Genomic DNA, 13,706 nt, shown 5'->3' with positions numbered 1-13,706 from the left:
TACTTCCAATTGGAGCGAGAATATGTATTTAAATGAAGTGAGAATATGGAATTTCAGAAAATATGGTTCACATGGAGAAAAAAATGAATTGCCAGGATTAATTGTTGGCTTACATGAAAACTTCAACCTAATTATTGGGGAAAATGATTCCGGAAAGACCGCAATTATAGATGCAATCAAAATGACATTAGGTACTTCTAGTGATGATAATAACAAATTAACAGAGCGCGATTTCCATGTTTCTAATACCGGCGAAGTTGCTAAGGAAATAAAGATCGAGTGTATATTTACAGGTTTAACGGAGCAAGAATCAGGGATTTTTCTCGAGTGGCTTTCGTTTGATACGAATGGAAATTATGAACTTCAAGTTAGGTATTCGGCTAAATGGCACAATGATCTTTTTATAGGCGAAAGGATTGAGCGAGTCGTCAAAGCAGGACCAGAACATTCAGCTATGCGATTAGAAGGTATAACACGCGAATTGATAAGAGCAACCTACCTAAAACCATTACGTGATGCTGAAATAGAATTAAAACCTGGTATACGATCCCGACTTGCTCAGATTTTAAAAAATCACCAAGCATTTCTAAAAAGAAACCCTCAAGATAAACATAAACTTGAGATTATTTTTGCGGAAGCAAATGAAAAAATAGAAAATTTTTTTGATGAGCCATTTAAAGATGACAAAACAATAAAATCTGAATTGGAAAAATATTTAGACCAGTTTTTTCATAAGTCAGATGTTGCGGATAAAGCTTATGACCCAGATTTTAAAATTGGGGAGGTAAGGCTAAATGAAATTCTGAAGAAATTGAGTCTTTTATTAAACGATATACCTTCAGGCCTTGGGAGCTTAAACCTGTTATTTATTGCAGCTGAGCTCTTATTACTTGGTGGAGAGATTAATCTTGGAGCAAATGTCACCCTAATAGAGGAGATTGAAGCCCATCTCCATCCGCAAGCTCAATTAAGGTTAATAAAATATCTTCAAAATAGAAATGATGAAAAAATTAATGGACAATTTATACTAACCACTCATAGCACAACCTTGGCTGCATCTACTCAGCTTGAACATATAATTGTATTGAATGAAAATGTCGCATATCCTATGGGACCGAAATTCACGAAATTAGAGAAAGATGATTATAAGTTCTTAGAACGCTTTTTAGATTCTACGAAGGCAAACTTGTTTTTTGCTAAAGGTGTTATTTTTGTTGAAGGAGATGCTGAGAATCTCTTATTACCTACGCTAGCTGATTTGTTAGAAAGACCCTTGCATCGATATGGGGTCACTATTGTAAACATTGGAAATACAGCATTCAAACGTTATTCAAAAATATTTGGCCGTTCTCCAGAATGGTTAATGGACAAACCTGCTTTAAAAGTCCCGGTATCAATTGTAACAGATATAGATATACGACCATTTAAATATTATGAAGATAACGGTATAAACGGTGTAATTTATGCAATACAATCAGTAGAACAATTAACAAAAATAGCTGGATTAATGCAATTGGAAGTTGATGATATACAAGAATTATTAGATGTAGCTTTTACTACAAAAGCAGATTTAAAAGGAACCCTAGAATTGCTGATTGGTCGTCTTAATCCAGCTCTCTTCCAAGAAATTTTCGAAATAACAAAAAATATTGTTACTCAAGAACTTATTGTTTCATTAAGAGAGAAGAAAGCATTATCTATAAAGAATAGTTATGAGATTGAGGAGTCAAATATCAAAGTGTATGTTGCTCCGAATTGGACATTAGAGTACGAGATAGCATTAAGTCAAATTTGGAACTCGTTAACTGAAGCTATCCATAAAGTTAAATATAAAAATCCTACTAGCGAATCAAATACACGGAAACTAAATTTATTAAAAGGCCAGCTCCATGCAATAAAAGCAATAGAAAATAGAGCTTATTATTTATATAAACCCCTTTTAGAAAAGAAAGTATCTAAAGCATCTGTTGCACAGGAATTAGCTCAATTATTACAAGATAACAAAGAAGTTTTTAAAGAAGTTCTTAAAACAGATCCTCAATTAGAATATCTACGGGAAGCTATCTACCATGTAACGGGAGGTAGACCCAATGATAGAAATAACACTAGATGATATAAAACAAATAGAACCATATCTTTTACCTGAAGGTAACGTTTTTAGTGACGAACAAAAAAAAGTTTTACTTTTAAACCATACATTTGATATTGTAGCATGTCCCGGTAGTGGTAAAACCGCTGTATTAATTGCAAAAATTGCTTTGCTTGTAAAAAAATTAGAGAGTACAAATAAGGGAATATGTATTATAACCCATACAAATGTAGGAGTAGAAGAAATACTTAAACAATTAAGGAAAGTCGGAATTATTAATCTTCCACACCCACATTTTATAGGGACCATACATGATTTTTTGAATACTTTTTTCGCTTTAAGAGCATATAATAAGTTTTTCCAAAATTACAAAAGCATAAATTTTTTAGACGATGATGACTATCAAAATCATTTTTCAAAATATTTCAATGGATTTAAACCCGATTGGTGGACATTGAAAGCTCCATCTTGTAAACACCTTCAGATTTCTTTTAATGATGATGGTACTACAAGTTTAATCGGGATAGAAGGTAAACGACATCAGGACTCTGTTCATCAAACCTTTAGAGCCCTGCTTCAATCTGGTATATTACGTCATAGTGATACTTTGGCGTTATCGGAATGGTATATAAGAAAACATAGAATTAAACTTCATGATACTTTTAATAATCGTTTTAAGTTTTTGTTTATTGATGAAACCCAAGATACAAGTATAAAACAATACGCTCTAATCGACTTAATCTTTAATCCAGTTAGAACTCCTGGTGTAAACACTATCATTCAACGATTTGGTGATCCATATCAAGCTCTTTATAATTTGTTTAATGATGAAGAAGATGCTTGGGTTCCTATTGAGGAGCATAGTGTTCAAATAACCTCTAGTAATCGTTTTGGAATTAATATTGCACGAGTATTACAGACTACTTGTATTCGAAATTATCAAGTGCTGCAAGGGAATCCTAATGTATCATCTTTTCAGCCTTATATACTTCTCTTTAATGATGATAACCGAGATCAACTTCTGACTGTATATGCTTCATTAGTTAAAACACTAGAAAATGTAAATAGCGATTTCAAAAATAGTATTCATAAAGTGTATGCCATTTGTAGAAATCACGACGAATTAATTGAATTCAATGGGGATTATTCTAAAAAACCAAGTGAGAACGGCGCGACATCTTTGATCAAACGTTGTCAAGAAACATTATTGCAGATAATTACTCGTATTTTAAGACATTTGGAAATTAAAAGTGTAGTTGGTGGTTATTACACGGTTGGAACATTTGTGAAATATATGCAGGAAGAACATGGACAGGAATACCAAAATCTTTGTGTTAAGTTATCTAGATGGATTAAGGTTTTTAATACGTCTGAGGAAACAGAATTTGATGAAGCAGTTCAAGAAATACGGCATACATTTGAAACATTAATTCTAACAATATGGGAATTAAATTTGGATGTAGATACAGGAAACGAAATGTTTAGATTATTGAAAACAAATATTAAGGGGATTGTTCTCAAACAATCCTCCAATCCTAATAATAGACCAAATGAGTTTATTCACGAAGATCTTTCTATTCATTTGAACTCGATCCATGCAGTTAAAGGGGAGACTCATAAATCTACTTTGATAATAGAATCAAGTAGATTTATGGATGGGCAGTTTAGAGAAGTATATGGATCAGATTTAAATAGTATCTACTCTTACTTAATGGGTGATTATGATGAAAATAAAGTGAATGATAAAAATATTAGGATGTATTTAAAATTAGCTTATGTCGGAATGAGTAGACCAACTCATTTTTCTGGTATTGCTATTAATGAAAAGTATGTTAGTAAACTGGATCAGAAAATGAAGTATGCCTCTGAAAAAGGTTGGATTGTTGTGAAATTAGAAGAGTTTTTAAAGAGTTAGCTTTTTTAAGGTTGTATGTGAATGTGAATATCATTGCTGTTGCGGGTTTTCAGGTAAATCCCTTCAGTTAGCGCGTTCCCGTAAACGACTATCCTCTGGAATAGTTAACGCGGCTCAAGGCAGATTTGATATGCGCTGGTTATGGCTGTCCAGTGTGGGCTAATTCGTTCTCGAAACACTCGACTGAAAGCGTTCTACGACAGCAAAAGAACAGAAGGAAAGTCGCACAAGATGACATCTGGTTCATTGGCTATATGCCATCCTTAAAAGAAAAAAACATTCCGTTTTACTTAATTGAAATAACCTTCCAAAATCGTAGAATTGGAGGGTTATTTGGCATGCCTACTATTCAGTATACCCTACGAATTCTATTTACTTTGCTCGAAATATTGACATGCTATTAGCTGGTATAGCTGGGCGAAGGGCTATCACGCAGCAGCCCTTCTAGTCATTGGACCTCCACGGTTACTCAACTGCAGATCAACATTATACCCGCCACACCGACCGCAGCATTTCCAGTTGTATTTTACTTTTGTAAAAAATATACTGTAATATAGGTATATATACTTAAATAAGGAGGAATTAATTTGTATCTTGTCGATTTTCATAGAATTGAGTCACTTAAAAAAAACAATACACATTTTAACGCATTTGTTTCACAGTACATACAGAACCACGAGGTAGATGAGACCATAAGACTGCTAAAGTTGGCAGGCATAGGCATACAGGAATTTAGGGAGGAAGAAAAGATAAAGAATGATCAAGTATATATTGATCTTATTGAAAATCATTATGGCAATGTTGCTCAAATTGAAAACTGGAAACGGGAATGTAGTATTATAAATATTTTATTTAATGATCTAACATTACTTCGTGCGGCACAGGGTGTTGATGACGTTCCAATAAAGAGACAACTGATTGGATATTTAATTGTTCTCGAAATTTTCTTGGGATCAATACTTGCGTATTTAAATGGATTGAATTTACAAAAAATAAAGGAAACATATCCTTTTGTAGTATCTTTAATTGATGTGCCCAAACAGAAGATATTACCAGCAAATAAGGATATTACTCAACTCCATAGAATTATGGATTCAATTGCAGAAAATGCCGGCACTCTGTTGAAATATTTTTTTCGGGAAGGTTCTAAAATAGATTTAAATACTACTGTAAATTATGAACAAATCAAAGTACTTCGAGAGCATGCTAGTTTAATAGATAAATATGATATTATATCCAATCTAGAAGAGAAATGGAGTATGATGGGGCTAGATATTAATGCGATCGAAGATACAATCGAAATTAAGCTAAATGACGAAGAAGCGAATAAAGTGCTCGCTCTTTCCTCTGCGCGGTTCCAGAGTCAAAGAAGAAAATGGTCACTTGATTTTAAGAATAGTGACAAGAGTATTCTAGAATCAAAGATAGAATCGAATAATTCTCAATTGGCACCAGACGGTTTTATTAGTGAGGCAGAAGCTTTTTATGGAATTAGTTTGGGGGAATTTCTCTCAGCAAAAGATCTAAAAATGAAACTTAAAAATGTGGAAATTAGAGAGTGGCTCCGTGCATATTCGGTCATATATAGAGAGATGGATGCAGTCATTGCTAAGCGTATGGAACAATGCAGAGTAAATCCTTTACTACTCAAGTCTTGGTGTTCTGTCAAACATAAGGATGAGTGGATAGCTTTATTTACGGACTGCGGTATTTCGGTTAATAGTGCCTCTATTATCATCGAAAACTTAACATTTAATAGGAAATCCAAGGATTTACTGGATCGTCCGTTTATTCCTTCAGGTGATTTGTTAATCGTGATTCCATCACTAGCTTTAATGATTGATCCAGCAATGTCAACGATCTCTAATATGGCAAGCAATACCTCAGATATTGCATTAAAAGGTACAGGTCTTGAACGTGAAACTCTTGAAAAATTGAGGAACGCTAACATATCCTGTAATCAAATTAAAACAACTGTTGGAAAAGAAATTTATGAATGTGATGTATTTTTTGTTCTGGACGATGTATTGTTCTTTGTAGAGTGCAAAGCTTTTGGTCAACCCAATAACGTACGTCAAATATATGAGCTTATGCTCAAGATTAAAGGTCCTGACGAAGAGATTTTCCCAAGAGCTACTAACGACAGAAGTGCTACAGAGCAACTAAATAGGATTGCTGATTTCTATATGGAAAATCTTAACCTCATTTCGGAAAAACTGGGATTAAAGAACGATTGGAAACCAAGAACGGTAGTTCGTTTGATTCTGACTACAGCAATGATGGGTGAAAACGTGTCCACACAAGGTTGTTATGTTATAGATAATTCAACATTCTCTAGATTTATTAAAAGGGATGCTCCTTCCATGATTGTTGGACCATATACAGTCCAAGGGAGTGAAGAAAATTATGAGGGAGAGATTACCTTTAATAAATTTATGAATGTGATGACTGATTCTCCGCAAATTCGGATTTTGGCTAATAGAACCAACCTTAGTTGGAATCAACTTGACCTCCAAAATCATAAGTTGAAATATAATCACCACACGGTACCAGCTGCTGAGATGCTAAAATTCGATCGGGAAGATATTAGCGAGATGATAAAACGCGGGATTTTGCCTGAGGATGCCATGGAGCATATGTTTGGAGCAAATCGCAATTGAGATAGGGCTTTTTGGTATATGGTTTTAGGTTCCATTATGTAAACAGTTATTGTTTTAGTGTCTAACTCGAGCTCCGCATAACTGGCCAAGGATTGGTAGAAGTTTAATTCCACAAAGTGCAACAAAACAAACTATAGTTCCAATATCTGATACCATAGGCAACACCTCCGTCATAATAGATACCCAACTGCCCATGATGGGGGTAACTCAATGTACGTTGGCTTGACCAGTAACGGAACAAACAGGGCCGTAAGAATTATATCATTTTTTTCTTGCTGTATCAAATTACCTATCAAGAGAAGGATGAGAAAAAATGTCTGATTTAATTAATATTCATGCTGATCTTGCAAGATCGTTGTCAAACTAAAATAATGTCGATCCACAACCACTTTGCGTTTTGGCGCTGATTGAAGCTTTAAAAGCTGTCACGAAAGGCACGCGATGCGAATTCGAAGCAATCGCTTTAATTGAAACTTGTAGTCAATTTTTTGATGGCTGATGTAAATTGGAGTCTAGTACTTTATTTTCTTAGTTTATCAAGACCTAAATTTATAAATTTCAGTCATACTGAAGGGTTCCGCATATTAAGTCATATATAATATGCGGAACCCTTTATATTAAACTATCGTTACCCGTTAGCCAAGCATGCAGCGCAAAACCAGCGCAGCACCACAGATGATGAAAATGGTTAGAATCTGTCCATACTGCTACTATGGCTGGGAGAGGAAGGTCGATGAACTATGGTGCCATAGAGCCCCTCGGTTAGTCTAACACTTTATTTTCATTTAACAACTCCTCATATCGTTAAGTAAAGCCTTCACGAACTCCCCCATCTTGATGCTGATTCTCGATTTCACCACATCTCTCATGATCGCAAAAGGATACTCGTATCCGCGGCACAGATATTTATAGTGTAAGTCATCATCTGGACGTATGTCTTCAAATACCTTTATTTTTCTTGCCCTCAACTCATTTTTATTCTTAACCATTTCCGAATGAATCCTTTGCATGAGAATTTGGGTAGCTGCTACATAATATCTTTTCAGCATGTTCGTTGATACTTCGAATTCTTTCCCATTCCGTTCCACCATTGTTAGCATCATCGGTAGAAGGATTGAATTTAGTATCATTTCATGTTCTTCAGCAGTTGGTTTTTGCACTGGTTTTGATTCTAAATCTGGGTTTTGTCGGTTTATCAAAGCTTCCTTATGTTGCGGTAGCATCATTCTTGACGATTCCCAACGTCCGTTGCCTTCGAGCTTTTTGCTCATTTATAGTGCCCTCCTATCTTGAGAGATCGGTGCTGTGCCTGCCCTGCTTTCCCAGCAGACGAAGCCCTGACAATTGCTGCACTACCGAAGCGGTCCTTGATGAAGTCAGTCGCCTTCTCTAATGCTCTCTGTCTCTCTTGATTATCAAACATGGTTAGTTGGTACTCTTCATCCTTAACGAGACCGCTTATAGACACTCCCGCCCTTCGAACTGGCATACCATCCCAGAAACGATAGAATAAAGTACGCGCTGCTTTATATACTGTATCCGTGTTGTTAGTAGGATCAGGCATCGTCATTTGCCTGGAGAATCCCGTGGGGGCATCGAAAGGGCTACACATACACCCTACCGTCACGGTTGAACCCATATATCGTTTACGCCGTGCATCCCTGCATATTTCCTCAGTTAACTCAAGCAATATCGTATCGATCTCTTCCTCTGTAACATAATCTCGCGGCAGAGTCATCATGTGGCCTACAGATTTGGGTGCCACACGATGCGTGCTCGGCGTTACGAGGCTATCATCAAGGCCATTTGCCGTTTGCCAAAGCAGGTCTGCATGTATATCAGCATTCTTTCCGAATCTTGTCTTCAACAAGCTTCTGAGCTTCGGTAAAGGTATTTGGGCCAGGTCCCCGATGCTGTGTATACCGAGCCGGAAGAAGTGCTTTTTCATCCGGCTACCTACCCCGAACATTTTTTCAATCGGCAGTTGCCAAAGGTCTTCTGATATAGTTGCTTTGGGCATAGTATAAATGCCATCTACGTTCTTTTTTGCAAAATTGTCACAGGCCATTTTTGCGAGCATCTTTGTTGATGAAATTCCAACTCGGGAAAACACACCTGTAGCGAGCTTGATTTGAGTTTGGATCTGTTCGGCCATTTCAGTAGGAGAACCAAACATCCCTACAGAGTTTGTTACGTCCAAAAACTGTTCGTCTATGCTGAAGGGTTCAACCAAATCCGTGAAGGACTCATATATTTCAGTGATCCTAAGCGATACGTCGATGTACATTTGCATTCTGGGCTTGACGATGATCAGCTCGGGACACTTGGAAAGTGATTCCCCAAGCCGCTCCGCGGTAGTCACACCATAGCCCTTTGCAATAGGACAAGCCGCCAATATAATTCCAGAGCGTCTAGCGGGATCACCAGCGACTACAAGTGGCTTATCCTTGTACTCAGGGTGAGCTGCTTTCTCTACACTTGCATAAAAGCTCTGGCAATCCGCTAAAAATATGATGCGATCTTTCATACAGACCACTTTTTCTCTGACGCCGAACTACTTCGTTTATCTATGTACATGATCTCTGCACACTGACTGACCATTCCCATCACCTCACTGAAGAATTTTAAAAGAATGGTTTCTTTTTGGAACAATTATGCCATTTATGTGTGCTTTCTAAGTTTTGTTAAATTAATATTATAAAAAGTAGATGCACTAGTAATTATGTACATCTACAATCTAACAATAAAATCAATTAAAATAAGGCTTTGTGTGGAAAATTGAATTATGTGCATAATTGTTTAGTAGTCTTCAGGCCATCTTGGCCAGCATTTTGGTTGACGATATCCCCACTCTGGAGCATACGCCAGTAGCCAGCATAATCGCCGTCTGGATTTGCTTGGCGATTTCCGTTGGCGAACCGAACATCCCAACCGAGTTGGTGACGTCGAGAAACTGTTCATCTATGCTAAAAGGCTCGACAAGATTCGTAAACGATTCGAATATCTCTGTGATTCGCAAAGATACATCAATATACATCTGCATCCGGGGCTTCACAATAATCAGCTCAGGACATTTGCTTAAAGACTCACCCAAGCGCTCCGCTGTAGTCACACCATACTGCTTGGCAATGGGACAGGCCGCCAAAATTATGCCAGACCGAAGGGCTGGGTCACCCGCAACTACAAGCGGCTTATCCCTGTATTCCGGATGGGCAGCCTTCTCGATGCTTGCATAGAAGCTCTGGCAGTCGACCAATAAGATAATGCGCTCTTTCATACGGACCACTTCTTCGCTGGAGCAATTGCCAAAATATTGTCCTGCTTGAACACCCGAAGTCCTTTCTGAGTGAAGCAGTAGGCACAGACATAGTTATTTTTGATCGAACGCACCTCAATAAACCGCTGTGTAATCGTACTCTGCTTATTCATATACATGATCTCCACCCTCTGACCTATATAACGCTGCATCTCCATAGTTATCACCTCACCGAACGATTTGTAAAGTTGTGGCGGCTGCAAAATACAGAACATTTGTTCCCTTTATTGTATTCAATATACCGAACAAATATTCGTATTTCAACAGGTATTTTTTGGGATGTTCGTTATTTGGGACTGATCACGTCATACGATACAACCGTGAGCTTGATCCATCAGCAGGATCACGATCGTTGGTGTTCGTACTGTTATTCTGATATTTCCGCTTCTCCCCTCAAGCTATGAATGTCCCTTTCATCGTTCGGGTAAGCTATAGCTACTCTGAATTAAAGGATTGATCCATATGAACATTCATACAGATAGCTTCAAGGTTGCATCGCTTCGCGAGTATGACCGCGCGGTACAAATCATCGAAGACGCCGAATCGTCTATCGCACAATTGGTCGGTAACGAAATCACGCTGATTGCTTACGAAAAAATCGAAGATTTAAAAAGTCAGGTTTGATTTAACGAGGAAAGGGTAAGTAAAGTCAACGTCATAATTATCCAAGGAGGAATGAGTGATGAATAAAAAAACACTGGCTGTCATTGGACTCGGAGCTGCATATTTGCTAAGAAACAAACAAACCCGTCAAAATTTGATGAACCAGCTTAAGTCTTTTGCCGTAAAAACTAAAGCCAAATCGTAAAAAGGCAACAAAAATGCCCCATCTGATTTTATCCATCAGAAAGGGGCATTTTCTCGTTATTGGGGTATGCTAAATTTGATAATCAATGAACAACGTAGCTCACTGCGGTCATATATTTTCTCATTCTGGATTGCAGCTCGAAATTACTGACAATAACATGATTGAGATCAATTCGATGATGATCCTGATATCGGAAAAAAAGCTGCCCTTTGATTTGCTGCATGTCTGCGTTCACCTGATCAATCGCCGATTGGAAAGCTGGATTATAGGTCTTTAGATGCTCAAGGCTTTCTGTAACCTCGGATAGGAGAAGGAATTCTTTCAGCAATTCTTCCTCACTCATGGTGGCAAAGGTAATCTTCATCAGACCACTTCCTTAATCATAATTCTTAAGTCTGTTAGCTTCAGGGACTTAAGAACTATATCGGTAAAGCAATCTTAATAATGAAGTGCAATTTCGAAACATGAGCAAGGAATACGGATTCCTTGAGATGATAGAATTAAACCTTTTTCATGACCGGGGTTCCTGTCATAAGGCGGCCCAGCGGAAACCGACTTAGTAGTTGGGCAGCGAAGACCGACAGCAGCGTACATACAATAAACGCAACCAGGGTCCGCAGCGACACATTCCAGCCTGGCAGGTAGCGGTCAGTTACAAATGTAGCCGCGGTTAACATCAAGGCATGGGCCAAATAGGCACCGTATGAATAGTGACCCAGAAAGTTGAACATCCGCTTGAAGCGTTCACTCGCCCGTTCCTGAAAAGCCAACGCCGCAATATACATCGCCACCACGGAAATCATCAGAAACACAGCCATAAAAGGCTGCACCAGCAAAGTGTCGTTATATTGAATAACGATCTTCCCGTTAACTTGAAAGTGACTAACAATTGTATAAAATAATATACAGGCAACCAGCACATAGAGGCTGATTCCAAGTGTTTTCCATTGCAGTAACAGCTGCTTCCAGCGGTTCATATTCAACCCGGCGACAACGCCCATAACAAAATAAATGTAAAAGTACAACGCGTTACGGTCAGTATACTCAGAGAACAGCGGCGTCAGTACAGGAAGATTCCATGCTATTACAGCATTACTAATCGTACCCTGCAGCGCAGTAAGCCATATGTATCCGATCGTGAGCACAATAAGTCCTGCTGTGAGCTGCCTCGCACTGCAAGCTGCCCAAATTCGTAAAACCCCTTGTTGAATCAGCGGAAATAGCAAATACAGCTGAATAACCATAATGACATACCACAGATGATACGACGCTGTACCGGTTAGCACATATTCATAAATTCGTTGGAACTCCTGTCCGAGCGGAATTCCATCTTCACGAAAAGCGATCTCATATATCGCTGACCAGATCAGGTAAGGCAGTACAATATCCTTGCAGCGTTTGCGGATAAAGCTGCTGGCGTGAATACGCTCCTGATAATTATAAAACAAGACAAGACCGGTTATAAAAATAAACATAGGAACGGCAAACTTCGCCGCAATTAACACGATGGCCAGCATAGCGCCGTCCGCAATGCCAGCCTCCGGCACATAAGCATAGTGACCAATAGCATGCTGAAGCACGACCGCCAAAAAGGCAAAGCCGCGCAAAACCTGTATTTCTGCAATTCTCGGCTGTTTGGCTTTCATAGCTCTCTCCTTTTCTTATGGAAGCTTAGCGGGTTGACTCGAAAAATTCGATCCATTCCCCGTCAGGACCATAAAAAAAGAAATAGCGTGAACCATTCGGCAGCGTTGTGATCTCGGAATCAATCATCTTCAAATCAGGATTGGTACGGATGCGCGTAAATTCTTCTTCGATATGGTCCACTGTGAATGCAATATGATGAACCTTACCTTCTTGCGGCAGCTTATCATTATAGCCGGAGATCAGCTCCAGCTCGGTTTCAGCTGATTGTCCGAAGCCCATAAATGCCAGTCGGATAACACCATTGGTGTGCGTCAAGGTCCCCTTTAGGACGAGCCCGACAATATTTTCATAAAAGGCTATGGAGCGTTCCAGATCAGCTACCATAATACCCACATGTTCGATCTTTTTTGTTGCCATTAGCGTTTCTTGCCCCTTTACTATTTTTTAAGTACCCAGTACTTTTTTACCTCTTGGTTTTGTTCCCTGTGCATCAGGCTCCAGTGTAATGCCTAATGTCTCAAAGGTACTTTCCGCAGGCGTCAGATCATAGGTCAATACGCCGTCCCCCTTCTCATTAACACGGAAGGTGCCTCCATTGTAGCGTACACCTTCTTTAACAAACCACAACTGATACGCCCAATCTCCAGTGTTTGTATTCAAGCCGTTAACCTGCAGCACCAATTGCTTGGCATCGCCCTGCTGCTTGATGAAGCACTTACCTGCAGCCTCCGGCATACTCGGATCAAAGGCTTTGAGTGTATACTGCTTGACGACTTGAGCAGGCTGAACCTCCGGCAATGTGGTGTTGGGCGAACCAGCAAGCCTGTTATCCCCGTAATCCTTCAATCCCCAGCCTATCGATGCGCCTATGGCAATAAATAAGACAGCCGCAGCCACATAGGACCACCTTCCGGCCTTTTTGCCTGTCTGGGTGAGCTGTGGCGGCTCCTCTGCAGCCTTTTGTGGAGCAGGGGATACCAAGACTAAGTGTTCATCAGGCTGATCCATCCCTATCCCTATTTGTCGCTCGTGTTCAAGGACATTTTGCATAATGTTATCGAACATGTGTCCTTTTGCCGAATCGGGTATATCGATCTCTTCCATCTCGTAAGGTAACGTTTGCCATACCTGCTGAAGGTTCTTCAGCTCTTCTGCGCAATGTGGGCATGCCGCCAGATGCTCGGCAAAAGCATGTGCCGCTTCCGGAGACAGCTCCTTTAAAAAGAAGGGAAATACTAGATCGCAGTCATTTATTTTCTCGCTCATGGTAG

At 39.0% G+C, this 13,706-nt stretch carries 12 protein-coding genes and 1 pseudogene; 5 read left to right on the top strand and 8 right to left on the bottom strand.

Going from position 1 to position 13,706, the window contains the following annotated elements; all coding sequences use genetic code 11:
* The first annotated feature begins 22 nt into the window (after window positions 1-22).
* From NST47_RS15465 to NST47_RS15455, 3 genes are all read left to right on the top strand, one after another.
* Entirely contained in the window at window positions 23-2,113 is a 2,091-nt protein-coding gene (locus tag NST47_RS15465) for an ATP-dependent nuclease (protein WP_341155923.1), read from the top strand.
* Window positions 2,091-4,004, top strand: a complete 1,914-nt coding sequence (locus tag NST47_RS15460; RefSeq protein ID WP_341155922.1) for a UvrD-helicase domain-containing protein — start codon at window positions 2,091-2,093, stop codon at window positions 4,002-4,004. Before NST47_RS15465 ends, NST47_RS15460 begins: the two co-directional genes overlap by 23 nt.
* A 587-nt stretch (window positions 4,005-4,591) precedes the next feature.
* Window positions 4,592-6,664: a hypothetical protein gene (locus NST47_RS15455; protein WP_341155921.1), complete on the top strand. Its 2,073-nt coding sequence runs from the start codon at window positions 4,592-4,594 to the stop codon at window positions 6,662-6,664.
* A 785-nt stretch (window positions 6,665-7,449) separates the two neighbouring features.
* Here the strand turns inward: NST47_RS15455 and NST47_RS15450 are convergent.
* The 4 genes and pseudogenes from NST47_RS15450 to NST47_RS15435 form a co-directional block, all read right to left on the bottom strand.
* Window positions 7,450-7,935 (bottom strand): hypothetical protein, encoded by a 486-nt coding sequence (locus tag NST47_RS15450; RefSeq protein ID WP_341155920.1) that lies wholly within the window; start codon window positions 7,933-7,935, stop codon window positions 7,450-7,452.
* A complete protein-coding gene (locus NST47_RS15445; protein ID WP_341155919.1) occupies window positions 7,932-9,191 on the bottom strand; it encodes a DNA polymerase IV in 1,260 nt (419 codons plus the stop codon). The genes NST47_RS15450 and NST47_RS15445 overlap by 4 nt, the downstream gene beginning before the upstream one ends.
* A gap of 285 nt (window positions 9,192-9,476) precedes the next feature.
* Window positions 9,477-9,941 (bottom strand): annotated as a pseudogene (locus NST47_RS15440) (Y-family DNA polymerase); the annotation flags it as partial.
* Window positions 9,938-10,093 carry a hypothetical protein gene (locus NST47_RS15435; protein ID WP_341155918.1) on the bottom strand — a complete coding sequence of 52 codons (156 nt, stop codon included), beginning with the start codon at window positions 10,091-10,093 and terminating at the stop codon, window positions 9,938-9,940. The pseudogene NST47_RS15440 and the gene NST47_RS15435, both read right to left, overlap by 4 nt.
* A 349-nt stretch (window positions 10,094-10,442) precedes the next feature.
* Between NST47_RS15435 and NST47_RS15430 the strand changes: the two genes are divergently transcribed.
* Together NST47_RS15430 and NST47_RS15425 are read left to right on the top strand one after the other, a co-directional pair.
* Window positions 10,443-10,604 carry a hypothetical protein gene (locus tag NST47_RS15430; protein WP_341155917.1) on the top strand — a complete coding sequence of 54 codons (162 nt, stop codon included), beginning with the start codon at window positions 10,443-10,445 and terminating at the stop codon, window positions 10,602-10,604.
* Window positions 10,605-10,662: 58 nt separating this feature from the next.
* Entirely contained in the window at window positions 10,663-10,788 is a 126-nt protein-coding gene (locus NST47_RS15425; protein WP_256711123.1) for a hypothetical protein, read from the top strand.
* A gap of 82 nt (window positions 10,789-10,870) precedes the next feature.
* On the opposite strand, the gene NST47_RS15420 is transcribed toward NST47_RS15425, so the two are convergent.
* The 4 genes from NST47_RS15420 to NST47_RS15405 form a co-directional block, all read right to left on the bottom strand.
* Window positions 10,871-11,152, bottom strand: coding sequence for a hypothetical protein (locus NST47_RS15420; protein ID WP_341155916.1), 282 nt, complete (start codon window positions 11,150-11,152; stop codon window positions 10,871-10,873).
* 136 nt (window positions 11,153-11,288) lie between these two features.
* Window positions 11,289-12,434 carry an acyltransferase gene (locus NST47_RS15415; RefSeq protein WP_341155915.1) on the bottom strand — a complete coding sequence of 382 codons (1,146 nt, stop codon included), beginning with the start codon at window positions 12,432-12,434 and terminating at the stop codon, window positions 11,289-11,291.
* A gap of 25 nt (window positions 12,435-12,459) precedes the next feature.
* A complete protein-coding gene (locus tag NST47_RS15410; protein WP_076227246.1) occupies window positions 12,460-12,852 on the bottom strand; it encodes a VOC family protein in 393 nt (130 codons plus the stop codon).
* A gap of 27 nt (window positions 12,853-12,879) precedes the next feature.
* Complete coding sequence (locus NST47_RS15405; protein ID WP_341155914.1) at window positions 12,880-13,701, bottom strand: anti-sigma factor domain-containing protein; 822 nt, start codon at window positions 13,699-13,701, stop codon at window positions 12,880-12,882.
* Window positions 13,702-13,706: the final 5 nt, after the last annotated feature.

Origin of the sequence: Paenibacillus sp. FSL H8-0034 (genome assembly GCF_038000305.1) — a bacterium.
Taxonomy (GTDB): domain Bacteria; phylum Bacillota; class Bacilli; order Paenibacillales; family NBRC-103111; genus Paenibacillus_S.
Note: the sequence above shows the minus strand (reverse complement) of the source record. Positions and strands in the feature narration are given on the sequence as shown.